This is a genomic window from Pseudarthrobacter equi, assembly GCF_900105535.1.
Lineage (GTDB): Bacteria > Actinomycetota > Actinomycetes > Actinomycetales > Micrococcaceae > Arthrobacter > Arthrobacter equi.
The window spans coordinates 898,264-915,593 of record NZ_LT629779.1 but is presented as its reverse complement, the minus strand read 5'-3'; the positions used below and the strand labels follow the sequence as shown (position 1 = coordinate 915,593).

The following is a 17,330-nucleotide window of genomic DNA, read 5'->3' as shown; positions in this document are numbered from 1 at the left end:
CCTTTCAATGGGGAATCAAATCGTCGGGGTGTTGTGCGATTGATCTGTGTGGTGCGGCATTTGGGTGGATAGGGAAAGTCAGCTCACCTTGGCGAGCGCATCGGCCAAGCCGGTGGTGGACCGTGCCGGGTGGTAGGGAACAGTGACGCACCTGCCGCCCCAGCTCTCCACGAGCTCCGCTTCGGGCAACCGGGAACCTTTGTAGTCGCCGCCCTTGACCCAGATGTCAGGGCGAAGCCGGTCCAGGGCAACTTCCGGAGTATCTTCGTCGAACACCATCACGGCGTCCACGCACTCCATGGCCAGCAGGAGTTCAGCCCGGTCCTGCTGGCCGATGATGGGGCGTTCCGCGCCCTTGAGCCGCCGGACCGAGCTGTCCGAGTTGAGGCAGACAATGAGGCAGTCGCCGAGTTCGCGGGCGGCGGCCAGCGAGCGCACGTGGCCGGCGTGCAGCAGGTCGAAGCAGCCGCCGGTGGCCACCACCGTTCCGCCGTTGCCGCGGACCGCGCGGGCCAGCAGCAGCGGTTCGGTGGCGCGCCGGAGCCGTGTGGGTCCGTCCGCCGGCCGTTCCACCGACGCACCGGTTGGTCCCGATGCGTCCCCGCCGTCGTCCCGGACCACGCCGTGGTCCGAGCTCCGGTCAGGCAAGGCAGCGACGCCACCGGCGCCCAGGAAGTCGGCGGCATCGTTGACTGCCAGCCCCGCCGCCTCGGGCAGGGCGCTGCCGGCCAAGAGGTGGACTGCCAGGCCTGCAACCAGGCGGTCGCCGGCCCCGCAGGGATCCCCGGCTTCCACCCGCGGCGCCGGAACATCCAGGGGGGACACGCTGTCCCGCTGCAGCAGCACGGCCCCGTCCGAACCCTTGGTCACCAGGACCGCGTTGCCCTGCCAGCGTTCCAGCAGGATGCGTCCGACGCCGGCGGCCGGGTCACCGGGCGCGCCGTCACCTGAAGCGGGGCTTGCGTAAGTGGCGGCGGCTTTGGTGGCCTCCGCCAGGTTGGGCGTTACCACGGCAACTCCCGGCACCGGTTCCGGCCCGGACGGATGCGGGTCCCAGATGACGGGCACTTCGGCCGTGCGCCTGGCAAGCAGGCGGCGCAGCTCCGGGCTGGCCGCCACTCCCCTCCCGTAGTCGGCCACGATGATGGCACCGGCTTCCTCCACGGCACGAAGCATGGCGGGGGACATCTCCGGTACCGGTGGCTTGCCGCACCCCTGGTCGAACCGGACCACTGCATGGGAGCCGGCCCGGACCCGGGTTTTCACCGGTGTGGGGTGGCCGCTGGGGCCGGACACCAGCCGCACGCCGGCGAGTTCGCCGCGAAGTTGCCGCCCGGCGTCGTCATCGCCGAACACCGTCACCAGGGTGACGGGCCAGCCTTCCCCGGCCAGCATCCGTGCCACCAGGCCGGCGCCGCCGGCGCGGCTGCGGATCCCGGAGACGTCCACCACCGGGACGGGTGCATCCGGGCTCAACCGGGTCGCCTCGCCGGAGAGGTCCACGTCCAGCATCACGTCGCCCACCACCACGATCCTCATGGCAGGCCTCCCTGCTGCAGGATGGCGGGGCTGTGGCGGGCCACCTCGAGGTCGAAGGCCCGGCACACGGCATGCAGGGCGATCAGGTGGCCCTCCTGGGCGTTCGCGTTGAGGGCATCGATCATCACGGCTTCATCGCAGACGCTGGCCAAAGGGTTCGGCCCTGCACCGGTCAGCGCCCAGGTGGTGATGTTCAGGCGGGATGCGGTCTCCGCTGCGCGCAGCAGGTTGGGGCTTTTGCCGCTGGTGGACAGCAGGACCAGCACGTCGCCGGAGCGGCCGTGGGCGCGCACCTGGCGGGCGAAGACGTCGTCGTACCCGTAGTCGTTGGCGATGGCCGTCATGGCGGATGTTTCCGCGTGCAGGGAGATGGCGGAGAACGGGACCCGCTCGCCGTCGAACCGTCCCACCAGCTCGGCCGTGAGGTGCTGGGCTTCGGCGGCGGACCCGCCGTTTCCGGCTGCCAGCAGCCGCTGCCCGCGGAGCATCCGCTGGGCAAGCTCCACACCCCAGGCGGCGAGCCGGCCGGACTGGTTGCGCAGGGATTCCAGGGCGGGAACCACGTTATCCAGGTGCAGCCTGACGGCGTCGGCGCTGGCGGAATCCACGTATGCGGCACCGGGCAGCACCGCAGGGAGGGCCGGTGCCATGGCCAGGTGCGCCAGGTCGATGTCGCGGAGGGATGATTCAGCAGTCACAGTGCCGCTCCTTCCATGGGGATGGCTGCGGGGCGGGCGGCGGCACCCGCCACCGCGAGCTTGTACGCCTTTTCGGATTCCGCGGCCACCCGGTCCCACGAATAGCGGGCACGTGCGCGGCGCTGGCCGGCATCACCGAGTTCGGACCGCAGGGAGGGGTTGCCCAACAGCATGGCCACGGCCGACGCGATGGCTTTCGGGTCGCGGGGCGGGACGTGCAGGCCGGTGGCATGGTCCACCACGGTGTCCCGCAGCCCGCCCACCGCTGCGGCCACCACCGGCACGCCGCACGCCATGGCTTCGAGGGGAACGATGCCGAACGGCTCGTACCAAGGGGCGCAGACCACGGCATCGGCGCTGCGGAAGATGCCGGGCATGTCCCCGCGGGGCACCTGGCCTTCAAGTACCACCTGGTCCTGGACGCCGAGTTCTGCGGCAAGGTCCAGCAACCGGCGCACCTCGGGGTCTGAGTGAAGGGCACCCGAGTCCCCGCCGCCGCCAACGATGAGGAGTTCGACGTCGGCAAAGCCCGCTGCGCGCAAGTGCGGCAGGGCGCGGATCACCAGGTCCACACCCTTGCGCGGCACCAGCCTGCCCACGGAAAGGATGCGGTGGGACCTGGGTTTGGCGGCCACCGGACCATCCGGTCCGAAGACATCCAGGTCCACGCCGCAGGGTGCAATGGAAATCTTTCCCGTGTCGATGCCCATGGCTTTGAGCTCGAACACCTCGTCCGAGCAGGTGGCGATGATCCGGTCCGCGGACCGCCCGACGCCCGGTTCAAGCCAGCGGCGTTCCTGCGGGCTGGTGTCCTCGGCACCCTGGTGCCGGCGCTTGACCGTGCCCAGTGCGTGGAAGGTCTGGATGACGGGGACCCGGTAGCCCGAGCCGGCCCGCCGGGCGGCGTCCAGGGCGGCCAGGCCGGACATCCAGAAGTGTCCGTGGACCACGTCGGGGGGCCGCTGGTCCCAGTCCCGGGCCACGCCGTCGGCCAGTTCGCCCATGAACGGCAGCAGCTCGTCCTTGGGAACGTGCTGCGGAGGGCCGGCGTCCACATGGACCACGTCAAAACCGGGTCCCACCTTTACGCGGGCGGGAAGCTCTGTCGCGTCCCTGCGGGTGTATACGGTGACCTGGTGTCCGCGCCTTGCCAGCGCTTCGGACAGTGCGGCGACGTGGACGTTCTGCCCGCCGGCGTCCACCCCGCCCAGGGCTGCCAGCGGACTGGCGTGCTCGGAAATCATCGCGATCTTCATGCGGTCTTCCTTTCTTGCGCCGGAACAAGGACCTGCCCGTCCGGCCGGTGGCGGGCAGAGGGGCTGCGCCCGAGATCCGCCAGGAGCCCGTCCCAGCTGTCCTGGAATTTGCCCAGGCCGTAGCGGGCCAGTGCGGCCTCGCGCGCGGCGACGCCCCGCCGTCGTGCTTCATCCGGGTTGGCGACCAGCCTGCGGGCGCACCGGAGCAGCTCGTCGATGTCCGCGGACACTATTCCGGCCTCCGGCGGGACTGCCCGGGGAGCTTCGGTGGCGGCCAGCACCACCACGGGCATGCCCAGGTGCATGGCCTCCAGCAGGGACAGGCCCAGGGAAGTCCAGCGCATGGGGTGCAGGTAGACACGGCAGCGTGCCAGCTCCCGGTGGAGTTCCTGCGTTTTCAGGTCGCCGCGCGGGGTGAGCCGGTCCGTTCCGATGCCGGCGGCAACTGCCAATCCCTCGGTCTTCATCCCGAACACCTGCAGGGGCGCCACGTCGGCGAAGGCAGGCAGCAGGTCCGTGCCCGTCACCCGGCCGCGGCGCACGGGTTCGTTGACCACCACGCCCAGGTCCGGCAGCTCCCCCGTATATAGCTGGCCGGGGTCGGGGATGCCGTGCTCGATGACTGTGGACAGGGCTGATCCGTTGTCCCAGGCGAGCCGGTTGAAGTGGGTTACGTGCACCAGGGGGATGGTGTTCTGGTCCGCAAGCGGGTGCCGGGTGAAGGGGAAATCACCCTTGGGCGTGTTGTGCTCCACGAAGACCGCGGGCAGGTCCCCTCCGGGGGTGCGGCTCAGGACCCGCGAGACGTCGCTGATTTCTTCGGGCCGTTGCAGCACGACGGCGTCAACAGAGCCTGCGTCCAGCGTCGCCAGGTCCACCTCCCGCACGGAGTCCGGCCAGTTGCGCCCGGCGCGGCCCAGGCCCCATGGCCCGCCGTCGGGCAGGACGGGGAGCAAGTATTCGTGCCTGCCGCGGACGAAGGCGTCCGTCCAGGATCCGTGGACATGCCAGAGCAGGATTCTCATCTGTTGCGGGCCTTTCTACGGGTGCTGACGTGGGTGCTGAAGGAGCTCACGCCGCTGATCAGGCGTTCAACGGCGGCCACCACTTCTTCGGGGGATACGGAGTCCAGGCAGGGGTGGCCGGGGACTGGACAGATGCGGGCGCGGGTCATCCGGCAGGCCGCGTTCTGGTCTCCCAGCAGCTCCAGCGGCACCCCGTACGGTGCCCAGCGGATGGCCGGGACCACGGGGGAGAAGAGGCAGGCCACCGGCGTGCCCACCGCTGCTGCCAGGTGGGCGGGGCCGGTGTTTCCGGTGACCACAGCATCGGCGCCGGCCATGACGCCCGCGAGCGTGTGCACATCGGTCCGGCCGCCGAGGTCCAGCGCGGAGGGGCCAGCCACGGTGGCCGTCAACGAGGTTTCGCCGGGGCCGCCGGTCACCACCACGCGGTGGCCGGCGCCCTGGAGGAGTTCGACGGCGGCGGCGTGGTGGAGCGGGGGCCACGCCCTTGCCGGTACGGCCGCGCCGGGATGGACCACCACGTAGGGCCCGTCGCCGACGAGGTCACGGACATCCGGGCCGGGAGTGATGTGGAGCTTGCCGTCGTCACCCTGGGGGAGCCTGAATCCTGCGGCTTCGGCGATGCCCAGCGCACGTTCGGCTTCCGGCTGGTCTTCGGGGAAGTCCTCGCCGGGTTTGAGCCGCACATCGAGCAGCGAACCGGCATAGTCCGTTGACGCGCCCGTGATCCGCTCGACGCCGGCCAGCCGGAGCAGGAGTGCCAGCGGCAGCGGGGACTGGTGGAACGAGGTGAGGATGACGGCTTCGGTAATCCTGGAGTTGCGGACGTACTCGATGAGGCGGTCCGCGTGGGGGCCCGTCATTTTGGGCGCCGGGTTCATGATCCACGGGCTGTCCCAGCTGTAGACCTCGGCGGCGCCGGGCAGGAGTCCCGCGGCGGCCTCGCCCTGCCGGCCGCACAGCATCACCACATGGTTCGCGCCGCTGCCGTCCGGGACGCGGCCGTTGGCGGCTGCCCGCACTGCGGGTCCGGCCAGCAGGACATCGCCCATGCTGTCCAGCCGCGCCACCAGCACGCGCCCCATTACGGCGCCTCCCGGAGGAGGACGACGGCGCCGGCCAGGTCGTGTGCCACCAGCCGGGCGGCAGCCACTTCCTCGGCCCTGGTCACCGGGGTGGGTACCAGGACTCCGGTAGCTCCCGCAGCCTCGGCGGCCCGGACGTCGGCGCCGATGTCGCCGATCAGGGCCGCTTCGGATTCGTCAATACCCAGCTTCCTGCAGGCACTGTGAACCATTCCCGGGGCGGGTTTGCGGCAGTCACAGTTGTCCTGGTCCGAGTGCGGGCAGACTTCCCACACGTCGAAGGGGCCAAGCAGTTCTTCCACCCTGGCGTTGACGCTGGCAACGTCGTCCTCGCTGATGAGTCCGCGGGCAATACCGGACTGGTTGCTGATCACGCCCGTGGCAATGCCGTCCGCCCGCAGGCTGTCCAGCACTTCCCTCGCACCGGGCACGGGCCGTACCAAGGCGGGGTCCCCGTTGTAGGGGACATCGACCACCAGGGTTCCATCCCTGTCGAACAGCACGGCGCGGATCTTGGCAGTTGTGGGGCTTCCCATGTCAGTCCTGTTCCCTCCTGCTGCTGCTCCTAAACAGGCCGACATCGCACCGGGCGTCGGACAGCAACGTTTCCGGCCCGCTGGACAGGCAAGATAGGAAATCTGTGGTGTGGCGCGCCCGGCCGTGGCCGGGCCGGAAGTCAGTGCAGTCCGGTCACGGCATCGACGGCCGGCCAAAACCGCGGCGCCGGGCGGGCTCCCGGTGGGAGTGGGCGGCGCGTTGGGTCTGCGCCCGCCCCCCGGAGGTCGCAGTGCCGGGGCATTCGGCGGATGGTTCGAGCCGGGAACTGTTTTCGAGGCGGCGCTGGAGTTCCACCAGCACGCGGGCCAGCCGCCGTGAAACCTGCATTTGCGACATGCCAAGCCGTTTGCCCAGTTGCACCTGGGTTTCCTCGCAGAAGTAGCGGCGGTACAGGAGCTCCCTGTCCGCCGGGTCCAGGTCATGCATGGCATCGCGCAGGCAGGCCAGTTCCTCCAGCCGTTCCAGGGGCGTGTCCGGACAGGCGAGCAATTCGCCGATGGACGGCGCGTCCGAATGCGGGTTGACCGCATCCAGGGAGTCCGGGTGCATGCTGCTGGATGCCGACATGGCCTCCTGTACCTCCGCCGGATCTGTTTCCAGTTCACCGGCGAGCTCTTCCACACTGGGAGTCCTGCCCAGCGCCTGGGTCAGTTCCGGTTCGGCCCTGAACATCCGGGTGCGCAGGTCCTGGATGTTCCGCGGCGGGCGGACCACCCAGGTCCGGTCACGCAGGTACCTCTTCAGCTCCCCGGTGATGGTGGGGGCGGCGTAGGCGGGAAAGCTCTCGCCCTTGGACAGGTCGAAACCACGGGCGGCCTTGACCAGTCCCAGGTAGGCCACCTGGTTCAGGTCCGCCCGCTCGCGGCCGCGGGCTTCGAAGCGCGAGGCCAGTGCTTCGGCGAGGTCAAGGTAGCCCAGGACCAAATCGTTTTCGAAGGTCTCCCGCAGCTGCCCCGACCTGGCGTGCGGATCGTGGGGGGAAGCGGGTGTTTGCGTCGGCGTGGACTGGTGGCTGTGGACGAATGAAGCGTCCACGGCAACTGGAGAGAAGGATTCTGGCATTGACGTTGGTTCCCTCGGGGATGGTTCCGAAAGCCTGCGGCAAGACTTAGAAGCAGCAAATCATAAGCTTGCTTATAAAACAATCCTTCTCGGCGATAGGCTCGTCTGGTACGCAGTTCTGTCCACCTTGCGTCAGGAGCACCCTCATGCGGATTGTCATCACCGGGGCCAGTGGAAATGCCGGCACGGCCCTCCTGCGGAACCTGCAGGGCCAGCTCGCCAGGAAACCCGGGAGCCTCCAGCTCGCCGGGATCAGCCGCCGCCTCCCGGATACCAGCCAGGCTCCGTACGCAGGGGTGGACTGGCACACGCTCGACGTGGGGCTGGAGCAGGACCGCCAAAAGCTGGAAGCAGCGCTGGAAGGAGCTGACGCCGTCGTCCATCTGGCGTGGCAGATCCAGCCAAACCGGGACCTGGAGCAGCTGTACCGGACGAACGTCGCCGGGACCAGGCATGTACTGGACGCAGCCAGGGCCGCGGGTGTGAAGCAAGTGGTCTGCGCGTCCTCGGTGGGCGCGTACAGCAAGTCATCCAAGGACGGGCGCAGGGACGAATCCTGGCCCGCCCAGGGGATGCGGGGCTCCCACTACAGCCGACACAAGGCTGAGCAGGAAGCGCTGCTGGACCGGTTCGCCGAGTCCGAGCCCGGCATTGCCGTGGCCAGGCTCCGCCCGGGCCTGATCTTCCAAGGAGACGCAGGCAGCGAAATCGGCCGGTACTTCCTGGGCCCGGTCATTCCGCGGCTGCTGCCCGGCAAGCTGCGGATTCCGCTGCTGCCCGCACCGGACAACCTGGTGTTCCAGGCGGTGCACGCCGATGACGTGGCAGAGGCTTACTGGCGCGTGGTGGATCAGCGGGCCAACGGCGCCTTCAACATCGCTGCCGAACCGGTCCTGGATCCCCAGGAGCTGGCCCGGATCCTGGGCGCCAGGAGAATCCTCCCCGTGCCCATGTGGCTGCTTCACCGGGCAGCCGGGCTCGCGTGGCGGCTGCGGCTCCAACCTACCGATTCCGGGTGGGTGGAGATGGCCGCTGGAGCGCCCGTCATGGACACCCGGCGGGCACAGCGGATTTTGGGGTGGGAGGCAAAGACCTCGGCTGTGGACGCTGTCCGCGAAGTGCTGGAAGGCATGGGAACGGGGAAGGGAATAGCTCCCTCCCCCGTACTGAAACCGCGAAGCGGCACCTAGCCGCGACGGCTCCCCGGTGCCTAAATTCCGTCGCGCGGATTACGCTCCCCGTGACTGGTTTCGTCAACGCCGTCGCCTGGCTGGCGGTCCCGTTCGTCCAGGTGCGGATCCCGCTCGCCGGGGCGCCGCTCGTCACCAAGGGTCCTGCCATCGGCACCGTCCTGCCCGGTCGCCGGCCCTCGCCCGTCAGCCTCGCGGCTGCTTCCCGCGTGGTCGCCGTACACCGGGTCACCGTACGCCCGGTTATCGCGAGCACTGTCATCGCGCGCAGTGTCATGATGTGACTGGCCGCCGTAGGCCCTGTCATCGTGTGTCGTGTCGCGGCGGGCGTCAGCCTGGCCGCCATAGGCCTGGTCATCCTGCGAAGGGGTGGTGTGTGCATGGTCGCCCTGCACGCGGTCATCATGCCCGTGGCCCACTGTTCCGGCAGCCGCGTCAGATTGGCGCGGACGCTGCTCGCCGTCGTCGGCCCTGCGCGCCCGCCGGCCGGCGTCGTTCGTGACGTCGGGATCTATTTCGTCAGCCTTGCGCGTGTGATCGGCGACTTCGTTGCGGAGTGAACCCGCCTCGCGGGCCTTCTCGTCGGCCTCCTGGCGAAGGCGTGCGGCATTGACTTGCGCCTGCTCGGCGTCAGCACGTGCGCGGGCAGCCTTGGCCTCACGTTCGCGGGCATCGATTTCCTTGGTCTCCGCTTCCCTGCGGATTTCTGCTGCTTTTTCGCGGTGTTCCTGCTCGCGCTTTTCCTGGACGGCCTTCCGGCGCCGCCCGCTCATCAGCAGGACAACAATCAGCAACACCACAACGACGGCAATGACTATCCAAATCCATGGAGCTGTTTCCACGCTACCCACCACTTTCCACTTCAGTTGTGACCGGGCAGGCCCTCGCCGTCCGGCTGACTTATCGGGTTCGGTTATAACTCGTTTACGAAGGGTACTTACCTTTCATTAGTAATCATGCTTATCATTTTACGGCCAGTATTGCTGGTTCTTGATCAACAACCGGCCTTCTTGGAAAGAGAGATGGAAGATGACAGAGAACCAATGGCCCGAGGACCCCAACGCGGTTCCCACGGCCAATACAGGAATTCCCGGCGAGCGGGCTGCAACCACCTTCCCCGCCGCCACAACTCCACAGACGCCAGTACCCGGCACGGGTGACTACCAGTCAGCAACCGGGACGGGTGACTACCCGTCAGGCGGTTACCAGGCGGGCAATCCGTCAGGCGGTTCGAAGACCGATGCGGCAAAGGCGGAAGCCTCTGACGTGGCGGGACAGGCAACGTCGGCAGCCAAGGATGTGGCGCATACGGCAAAGGAAGAAGCCGCCAACGTCGCGGCCGAGGCAAAGACCAACGCCAAGGACCTCATGAACCAGGCGAAGACAGGCCTGACCAGCGAGGCAGGCGCCCAGCAGCAGAAGGCCGCGCAGGGGATCCGCAACATCTCTGACCAGCTGCACAGCATGGCCACCGCCCCGGAGCAACAGGGTGTGGCGAGTGACCTGATCCGGCAGGCGGCCGAGCGCAGCTCTTCCGTGGCGTCATGGCTGGAGAGCAGGGAACCCGGTGACCTTTTGGGCGACGTGCAGCGCTTCGCCCGCAACAAGCCCGGGACGTTCCTGCTGCTTGCGGCAGGCGCAGGTGTTTTGGCTGGCCGGTTGACCCGCAGCCTCACGGCGGGCGCCCCGGAGGCGTCCTCCGGCACCGGCACGGCCAGCACCACTGGCAGGCACTCCGGCGGACTCCAGTACTCGGGAACCGGATACGGCGACCAGTACAGCGAGTCCTACGCACCGGCCGGAGGTACCGTCCCGCCCCCGCCGGTGCAGCTGCCCGGCCCGGCGACCACCACGGCAGGGTACGACGGCGGCGCTCCCGGCAGCGGGTATCCGGAACCTGTGCGTCCGGCCAGCGGGCTGGACAGCCCCCAGTTGGTCGAGGAGCCCTGGTCCGGAAACCAGATCGCCGACGACCCGGTCTATGACCGCGACCTCGCGGATGACCCCATGGCAAACGACCCACGCACCCGCAACAGGTCCGCGGACGGCGAGTCCGGCAGGTTCTGATGAGTAGCCAGATTCCTGAGTCGCCGAGCGTGGCGCACCAGAAGGCAGAGACAGCGTCGCTGGGTGAACTGCTCGGCGATGTCACCCGGGACCTATCCACCCTGATGCGCCAGGAAGTCGACCTCGCCAAAGCCGAACTCAAACAGTCCGCCACCCGGGCCGGTAAAGGCGGCGGCATGCTCGCCGGCGCCGGCGTCGCAGGCCACTTCGTCCTGCTCTTCCTGTCCCTGGCCCTGATGTTCGGCCTCGGCGCCCTCATGCCCCTGGGGTGGGCCGCCGTGATCGTCGCCGTCATCTGGGCCATCGCAGCCGCGGTCCTCGCCAGCATCGGCCGGAAGAACCTCAAAGAAATCAAGGGCCTGCCCCAAACCGGCGAAACCCTCGCCGAAATCCCCCCGACCCTCAAACCAGGTGAGGTAAACCGATGAGCGAAAACCCCGACGCAATCCGAGCAGATATCGAAGCCACCCGCACACGCCTCGGCACCAACGTCGACGCCGTCGCGGACAAGGTCACTCCGTCCAACATCGTCCACCGCCAAGCGGACCGCGTCCAGGAAACAGTCAAAGACGCGGTATCAGGGGTCAAGGAGAAAATCATGGGAGCAGCAGACCACACGGGCACCCGAGTCCAGGATGCCGCACACTCCGGGGCCGGGCACACCACCAACGCCCTGCACAGCACCGGCGACACCCTCCACGACGCCAAGGACAACGTCGCCTCCACCCTCTCCGACGCCGGCCACACCGTCGCCGCAGCACCGGACCGGGTGAAAGCCAAAACCCAGGGTAACCCCCTCGCCGCCGGCCTCATCGCCTTCGGCGCAGGAATGCTGGTCTCCTCGCTGATCCCCGCCAGCGAGAAGGAACGCCAGGCAGCAGACCAGCTCAAAACCGCCGCCGAACCCCTCACCACCGAACTCACCGACGCCGCCAAAGGCATGGTCCAGGACCTCAAAGAACCAGCCCAACAGGCCATGGACAACGTCAAAACCACTGCCACCGACGGCATCGAACACGTCAAAACCGACGGCCAAGACGCCGCCACCGACGTCAAAGACCGCGCCTCCAACGCCAAAGACACAATCCAAAACACCTAGGCAGGCGCGGCAACTGCACGTCATTCCGTAGGCAACTGCATTAACACGACAGGCCGGCCCCGCCCACCCGCGGAGCCGGCCTGTCTGGTTGGCCCCCTGACCGAGAGGACACCCCCATGGCAACTCATGACGCATCCGAAACCAGTACCGCGAAGGCGGGGCAGGCGCCGGATCCAAACGACTCCAGGAAGCCGGACAGCCCCAAGGAGCTGGACAAGCCGAACTGGAAATACATCGCCAAGAAGACACTGCGCGAGTTCAGCAAGGACCAGTGCCCCGACCTCGCTGCTTCCCTGACCTACTACGCGGTCCTGTCATTGTTCCCGGCCATCCTGGCCCTGGTATCCCTGATCGGGCTGTTCGGCGATCCGCAGAAGACCACGGACGCGCTCCTGCAGATCGTCAGCGGGTTCGTCCCGGGCGAGACCGTGGACACCATCGGCGGCGTTGTGAAAGACCTGGCCAACGCCCCGGCGGCCGGATTCACCCTGGTCATCGGCCTGGCCACCGCGCTCTGGTCGGCTTCAGGGTACGTGGGTGCTTTCGGCCGTGCCATGAACCGCGTGTACGAGGTGGACGAGGGACGCCCGTTCGTTAAGCTGCGCGGAACCATGCTGGCCGTGACCGTGCTCGCGATTGCCATCATCGCCATCCTCGCCGGCATGCTGGTCCTGAGCGGCCCGGTGGCAGAGGCCGTGGGCGGCTTTATCGGGCTCAGCGGGGTTTTCCTTGCCGTCTGGAACATCGCCAAATGGCCCGTGATGGTGGCACTGATCATCGTCATCATCGCCGTCCTTTACTACGCCACACCCAACGTCAAGCAGCCCAAGTTCAAGTGGATGAGCATGGGGTCGGGCATCGCCCTGGTCGTTTTCCTGCTGGCCTCCCTGGGATTTGGCTTCTACGTGGGGAACTTCGGCAACTACAACAAGACCTATGGCGCCCTGGGCGGCGTGATCGTCATGCTGCTGTGGCTCTGGATCCTGAACATGTCGCTGCTCTTTGGAGCCGAGTTCGACGCCGAGACAGAACGCGGCCGCCAGCTCCAGGCCGGCATCAAGGCAGAGGAAACCATCCAGCTGCCGCCGCGCGACACCAAGAAGAGCGAAAAACTGCAGGCCCAGGAAGAAGAAGACATCAAGCATGGCCGCGAACTGCGTGAGAAATATGCCGCGGAAAACGGGGACAACGGCGACGCAGAGGGCACCGGCGCCGTGGAAAACGCGCCCACTGAACCGCACCGGGAACGGGTCCGGGACAAGGTCCGCGACCGCGCCACGCACGGCACGCCGGAAGACGATGACCGGGGACACCAAAGGCACTAGGCAGGACCCCCGAATTGGTGGAAGATTAGTCAGGTCCTGAAGAGTTCCCGGGTGCGTGAAGCCCGGGGTTAGGCGGGGCCGGCGGTGAGATGGCCTCTTCTGAGACCGAGGCCAGTCCCCCCAGTCGCCGTCGGCCCCCTGGACGGATTCCGCCCGGGCGGATCCCCACGTGACCTGGCCATATGCCGTGGCGGGCAAGGCTCGCATAACTGGACAAACTGCCCGTGCTGAAATACCTTCATGTTTACTTACCTTGCCGGCCAACTGATGGCAGGGCCGCTGAAGCAGACACGGCGGAAATCACGGTCAAACCTTGTGAGCGGATATGCCTGCCAACCATTTTGAAGATTTTCTTGCGGACGCAGTTGTTCCGGCAAAGGAGCCCGGCCTGGGCCTCGGCCGCGACGAACTCTACGGCCTGTACACCAGCTGGTGCCTGATCAACAAGGTCCAGCTCCAAGCGCCTGAAGACCTGTGGGGAGCCCTGAAAGTGAAGGGCATCGATCCCGACAGCAACAACCTCTCCATGACCGGCCCCGCGGCAGCTGACTACATTATTGCCAGCGCACCCGACCTGGTCTGAGCGCTAACCGAAAGGGCTGCCACGGCTTTCCGTGGCAGCCCTTTCGTGTCTCCTCAGCTCCTCCGCTCAGCCCTCTGCGCCGCGCGGGTCAAGGGCAAGGGCAAGGAGGTAGCCGGCGAACCCTCGGGGAGCACGCGCCTCCAACCTGCCGGAGGTGATGACGCGGTTGCTGTCGGTAGCGGCGATCACCGCGCCTCCGCTGCGCAGCTTCCTGACAAGGCTCCTGTCCTCCCCGGATTCTGCGGCGGGAAATCCACCGGCTGCCAGGTAGGCGGATGCACGGACACCGAGGTTGGCGCCGTAGACATGGTGGTGGTTGTCCTGCAGACGGTGGCGTGCATGCCATCGCTGCAGCAGCCCCGTGTCCATGCCGTCAGAGTCCGGTTCCACGGAGCCCAGCACAGCGTCGGCGCCGGCATCAGCCAGTTCCAGTTGCCGGGTGAGCCAGTGCGCAGGAACGCGGGAATCGGCATCGGTGTTGGCAATCCAGATTTCCCCTGCGGGAACACCCAGGGCACCGGCTTCGGCCAGGACCGCCCTGTTCCCTTCCCGCCTGCTCCGCCCAACGCTTCGGAAATCAGCTGCCAGGACGTTGAACCGGGGATCTGCCGCAGCGAACCGGCCAGCCACGGACGCTGACAGGTCGGTGCAGGCGTCCAGGACCACCAGCACGCGGACGCCCAGTCCGGGGCGCTGCACCTGGAGGTCGCCGACGGCGGTGCGGGCAGCCTCAAGTGCGTCACCCAAGTGCCGCTCTTCGTTGTGGGCGGGGACCACCACGCCAAGATGGCTGACGCGCTGGCCGGTTGGAGCTGTCATTCCGGGGCCGTCCTGGCCGGAATGGGAGCCACGAGGACCTCCAGGAGGAAATCCCGTTCCCGGTACATCCCTGCCTGGCGCCAGCTCAACCGCTCCCTGGCGAGGGCGTGGACGGATTCGCCATCAAGCTCCCAGCCCGCCACCGGGTGCCTCCAATGGCAGAGCACCAGCGTCCCGCCGGGCTGCATGGCAGCCTCCACCCGATCCCACAGGTTGGCAAGCTCATCGCGGGCAAGGTAGTAGCCCACCTCGGACACCACGATGAGGTCGAAGGAGCCCTCCGGCCAGGCTTCCGGAAGCACGGCCTGCTCCACGGTGACGTGGTGTGCCCCCGCCAGCCGGTGCCTCGCGTGTTCCACGGCCACCCCGCTCGCGTCCACCGCAAGCAGGCTCCGGCACCGGGGTGCCAGGTCCGCCGTCAGGGTGCCGATGGAGCAGCCGATTTCCAGTCCTGCCCCGTAGGAGGCCTCAGGCAAGGCTGCCAGCGTCAGGGCACGCTTGCGCTGTTCGTACCAGCTGGAACTGTAGTTCCAGGGGTCCTCGGTGCGCTGGTGCACGGCGTCGAAGATTTCCGTGGCCTCGCCGCTGCTGTGCACGGGGTCCCCCGGCTTCCGCGGCGGCGTCCAGGCAAACATCTCGAACCCCCTGGCGAAGTGCCTCAGGAAGCCCTCGCTGAGCAGCGCTTCGTCACCCGCGGCAGGCGACAGCGGCAGGACCTGCGTGGCGTGGGCGGCCATGGCGCGGTCCTTGGCGTCCCGCGCGGACGGGTCAAGGTGGAACCTCATCCAGTCACGCCAGTCCGAATGGTCCGGGCCGGCCCAGTGCCAGTACCAGATGGGGTATTCGAGCAGGCCGTGGCCGCCCTCCGCAGCAACGTCCGCCGCCACTGCACCCAGGGCGTCGTGATCGGCGTGGCCGTCGGCGCGGTACGGTGCCACGACCACCACGTCCCGGCGTTCCCCGAAAGTACCGGCGAGCCTGGCTGCGGCCTGCCGGACCGCATCAGCGATGACGTCCGCGTGCAGGCCAAGTCCGCGGTCCGGCAAGCCGAGGAAGCGCCAGCGGCCCTCCAGCCCCAACGCCGTGAGGGCTGCCCCAAACTCTTCCAGCCGGGCCGCGGCGAGGCGTTCGGGCGTGTGCGTTACGGATTCCGGGTGGGAGCCCTCGCCTGCCGTGCAGAGCAGCACTTCCACGGCCGCCCCCAGCTCGCGCAGGCTTGCTGCCAGCCCTCCTGCACCAAGGGTTTCGTCGTCGGGGTGGGCCGCGAGGACCACAAAGCCCAGAGCCGCCAGCTCGCCGCTGTCCAGGGGCAGCTCAGGGGCGGCGGACAATCCGGCCGCCATCCATGACGATTCGGCGGTGCCCAGGTCCGCGTGGGAGAAGGTCACCATGGGCAGTCACCCTTGAGGGTCAGTGCACCCAACTGGGCGTCGTCCCGGCGCCCGTGGTGCTGCCTGACATAGAGGGCAAGGTCAGCCACCCGCTTGGCGTACGCGGCGTCGAACGCCAGTGGCCCGGGGCCGCGGTTGGCCGTCACCAGCTGGAGGACGTGGTCGACGGCGGAGGCAACAGTTCCGCGGACACGCTGCGCTTCGCTCCAGTCGCTGCTGCTCCCGGCCGCGGTTCCAACGGCGTCCACGCGCTCGGCGGCCTTGGCCAGGTACTGCAGTGCCGAAACGAGGATCCGGTCCGTTTCGCCCAGGGCAGCAAGCGCCAGCTGGTCCGGCTCGCGGCCCGATTCGGCGCCTTTCCGCAGGCCGTCCCGGAAATCGCGGGCAACGCCCACCGCTCCCCCGAGCCAGCAGGCGGCAACCCCCATCCCGCCCCACGCGAAGCCGGGACGGCTGTGGTACCAGCCGATGCCGCCCACAGCCGCAGCGGGTACCTTGTCGAAGTGCACCGTACCGCTGGGAATCTCGCGAAGTCCCCGTGCAATCCATTCCGGCTCCTCAGCCGTTACCCCGGCGTGGCGGAGGTCAACGGCGAACGCTGCCCGGCCGCCGTCGTCCGTGTGCGCGGTGATGACCGCATGGTCCAGCCGGCCGGCCAGGGAGCACCAGGGCTTTGACCCGTTCAGGACGTACCCGGCGCCGTCGGCTGTGGCCCGGAGGCGGAGCCCCGGGCCCTCGGCTGCGAAAACACCCCAGGAGCCTTCGCCCGCGTCTGCCGCTGCCGCTGCCTGCTTCAGGATTGCCACGGCGTCGAGGTGCGGTTCGAAGACCCGGGCGGCAGCGACGTCGACGGCGGCCACGGAAGCGAGGAGCTCCCACAGCTGTGCGGTCCGGCCTTCGCCCGGCAACGGCCAGGAGCGTCCAGCCGCGACGGCGAGCTGAAGCAGCGCCGGGACATCCCCTGCTGCGCCGCCCACAGCCGAAAGACCGGGGGCAAACCGCGCGAGCTCTTCCACCGTTGAACTGAGAAGCACGGGCCGGACGGGGCTGCCGCCGTTTTCCGGTTTTCCTTGCAGTGCGCCCCGACCGTTGTCCGGGCTGTCCCCCACCGCCACCTACTTGCTGGCCGGCTCGGTCACTGCGGCGGTAGGCGCCATGGTTTCGGCGTTGACCATCCAGGCCAACTGCTCCAGCCGTTCGATGATCTTGTGCAGCAGGTCTGCGCTGGTGGGGTCCTCGTCGTCGACGTCGTCGTGGACATCGCGAATGGTTTTCACGGTCCGCTCCAGCCGGGCGGTGATGAGCTTGACGGTGTCCTTCGTGGACGTGAGGCCCGCGGGGAATTCAGCCAGGCGGTTGTCCGCTGTGACCGTGCTGCTGCGGCCGTCCGGCAGGGCGTGAAGGGCCCGCATGCGCTCGGCCACCTCATCGGCGAACAGCCGTGCCGCCGAGACGATTTCATCCAGCTGCAGGTGCAGGTCCCGGAAGTTGGTGCCCACGAGGTTCCAGTGGGCCTGCTTTCCCTGCAGGTGCAGTTCAATCAGGTCCGTGAGGACCATCTGCAGGTTGCTGGCAAGGGTGGGTGATGCCTTCATCGTTTTCCTCCATTGCGGCCTGTCCGGCTGCCCGCCAG

The 17,330-nt window shown here is 68.2% G+C and carries 18 protein-coding genes; 6 read left to right on the top strand and 12 right to left on the bottom strand.

Annotated features, from left to right (window positions below; genetic code table 11):
- Positions 1-78 precede the first annotated feature (78 nt).
- The 7 genes from BLT71_RS04125 to BLT71_RS04095 form a co-directional block, all read right to left on the bottom strand.
- The gene (locus tag BLT71_RS04125) at positions 79-1,539 is read right to left on the bottom strand and encodes a PfkB family carbohydrate kinase (protein ID WP_091717832.1); all 1,461 of its coding nucleotides are present in this window, start codon (positions 1,537-1,539) and stop codon (positions 79-81) included.
- Positions 1,536-2,237, bottom strand: a complete 702-nt coding sequence (locus tag BLT71_RS04120; RefSeq protein ID WP_091717830.1) for a D-sedoheptulose-7-phosphate isomerase — start codon at positions 2,235-2,237, stop codon at positions 1,536-1,538. Before BLT71_RS04120 ends, BLT71_RS04125 begins: the two co-directional genes overlap by 4 nt.
- Complete coding sequence (locus tag BLT71_RS04115) at positions 2,234-3,493, bottom strand: glycosyltransferase (RefSeq protein ID WP_091717828.1); 1,260 nt, start codon at positions 3,491-3,493, stop codon at positions 2,234-2,236. Before BLT71_RS04115 ends, BLT71_RS04120 begins: the two co-directional genes overlap by 4 nt.
- Complete coding sequence (locus tag BLT71_RS04110) at positions 3,490-4,518, bottom strand: glycosyltransferase (protein WP_091717826.1); 1,029 nt, start codon at positions 4,516-4,518, stop codon at positions 3,490-3,492. Before BLT71_RS04110 ends, BLT71_RS04115 begins: the two co-directional genes overlap by 4 nt.
- The gene (locus tag BLT71_RS04105; protein ID WP_091717824.1) at positions 4,515-5,603 is read right to left on the bottom strand and encodes a glycosyltransferase family 9 protein; all 1,089 of its coding nucleotides are present in this window, start codon (positions 5,601-5,603) and stop codon (positions 4,515-4,517) included. The genes BLT71_RS04110 and BLT71_RS04105 overlap by 4 nt, the downstream gene beginning before the upstream one ends.
- Positions 5,603-6,139: a D-glycero-alpha-D-manno-heptose-1,7-bisphosphate 7-phosphatase gene (locus BLT71_RS04100; protein ID WP_091717822.1), complete on the bottom strand. Its 537-nt coding sequence runs from the start codon at positions 6,137-6,139 to the stop codon at positions 5,603-5,605. Before BLT71_RS04100 ends, BLT71_RS04105 begins: the two co-directional genes overlap by 1 nt.
- A 154-nt stretch (positions 6,140-6,293) precedes the next feature.
- Positions 6,294-7,223 (bottom strand): sigma-70 family RNA polymerase sigma factor, encoded by a 930-nt coding sequence (locus BLT71_RS04095; protein ID WP_091717820.1) that lies wholly within the window; start codon positions 7,221-7,223, stop codon positions 6,294-6,296.
- A 146-nt stretch (positions 7,224-7,369) separates the two neighbouring features.
- Here BLT71_RS04095 and BLT71_RS04090 point away from each other — a divergent pair, with 146 nt between their 5' ends.
- Positions 7,370-8,413 carry an NAD-dependent epimerase/dehydratase family protein gene (locus tag BLT71_RS04090; RefSeq protein ID WP_091717818.1) on the top strand — a complete coding sequence of 348 codons (1,044 nt, stop codon included), beginning with the start codon at positions 7,370-7,372 and terminating at the stop codon, positions 8,411-8,413.
- A 20-nt stretch (positions 8,414-8,433) separates the two neighbouring features.
- Here the strand turns inward: BLT71_RS04090 and BLT71_RS04085 are convergent, their stop codons facing one another.
- A complete protein-coding gene (locus BLT71_RS04085) occupies positions 8,434-9,255 on the bottom strand; it encodes a hypothetical protein (protein ID WP_157693421.1) in 822 nt (273 codons plus the stop codon).
- Positions 9,256-9,442: 187 nt separating this feature from the next.
- Here BLT71_RS04085 and BLT71_RS04080 point away from each other — a divergent pair, with 187 nt between their 5' ends.
- The 5 genes from BLT71_RS04080 (at position 9,443) to BLT71_RS04060 (ending at position 13,487) form a co-directional block, all read left to right on the top strand.
- On the top strand, positions 9,443-10,480 hold the full coding sequence (locus BLT71_RS04080; RefSeq protein ID WP_091717814.1) for a hypothetical protein: 1,038 nt from the start codon (positions 9,443-9,445) through the stop codon (positions 10,478-10,480).
- Positions 10,480-10,908, top strand: a complete 429-nt coding sequence (locus BLT71_RS04075) for a phage holin family protein (RefSeq protein ID WP_091717812.1) — start codon at positions 10,480-10,482, stop codon at positions 10,906-10,908. Before BLT71_RS04080 ends, BLT71_RS04075 begins: the two co-directional genes overlap by 1 nt.
- On the top strand, positions 10,905-11,579 hold the full coding sequence (locus BLT71_RS04070; protein WP_091717809.1) for a DUF3618 domain-containing protein: 675 nt from the start codon (positions 10,905-10,907) through the stop codon (positions 11,577-11,579). Before BLT71_RS04075 ends, BLT71_RS04070 begins: the two co-directional genes overlap by 4 nt.
- 116 nt (positions 11,580-11,695) lie before the next feature.
- Positions 11,696-12,904, top strand: a complete 1,209-nt coding sequence (locus BLT71_RS04065) for a YihY/virulence factor BrkB family protein (protein WP_091717807.1) — start codon at positions 11,696-11,698, stop codon at positions 12,902-12,904.
- A gap of 325 nt (positions 12,905-13,229) precedes the next feature.
- Positions 13,230-13,487, top strand: a complete 258-nt coding sequence (locus BLT71_RS04060) for a hypothetical protein (RefSeq protein ID WP_091717805.1) — start codon at positions 13,230-13,232, stop codon at positions 13,485-13,487.
- Between the two features lie 66 nt (positions 13,488-13,553).
- Here the strand turns inward: BLT71_RS04060 and BLT71_RS04055 are convergent, their stop codons facing one another.
- From BLT71_RS04055 to BLT71_RS04040, 4 genes are all read right to left on the bottom strand, one after another.
- The gene (locus tag BLT71_RS04055; protein ID WP_091717803.1) at positions 13,554-14,306 is read right to left on the bottom strand and encodes a glycosyltransferase; all 753 of its coding nucleotides are present in this window, start codon (positions 14,304-14,306) and stop codon (positions 13,554-13,556) included.
- Positions 14,303-15,697 (bottom strand): bifunctional PIG-L family deacetylase/class I SAM-dependent methyltransferase, encoded by a 1,395-nt coding sequence (locus tag BLT71_RS04050; protein ID WP_091717801.1) that lies wholly within the window; start codon positions 15,695-15,697, stop codon positions 14,303-14,305. The genes BLT71_RS04055 and BLT71_RS04050 overlap by 4 nt, the downstream gene beginning before the upstream one ends.
- Positions 15,691-16,713: an acyl-CoA dehydrogenase family protein gene (locus BLT71_RS04045; protein WP_231994442.1), complete on the bottom strand. Its 1,023-nt coding sequence runs from the start codon at positions 16,711-16,713 to the stop codon at positions 15,691-15,693. Before BLT71_RS04045 ends, BLT71_RS04050 begins: the two co-directional genes overlap by 7 nt.
- 99 nt (positions 16,714-16,812) lie before the next feature.
- Positions 16,813-17,292, bottom strand: a complete 480-nt coding sequence (locus BLT71_RS04040; protein WP_091717799.1) for a Dps family protein — start codon at positions 17,290-17,292, stop codon at positions 16,813-16,815.
- Positions 17,293-17,330 lie beyond the last annotated feature (38 nt).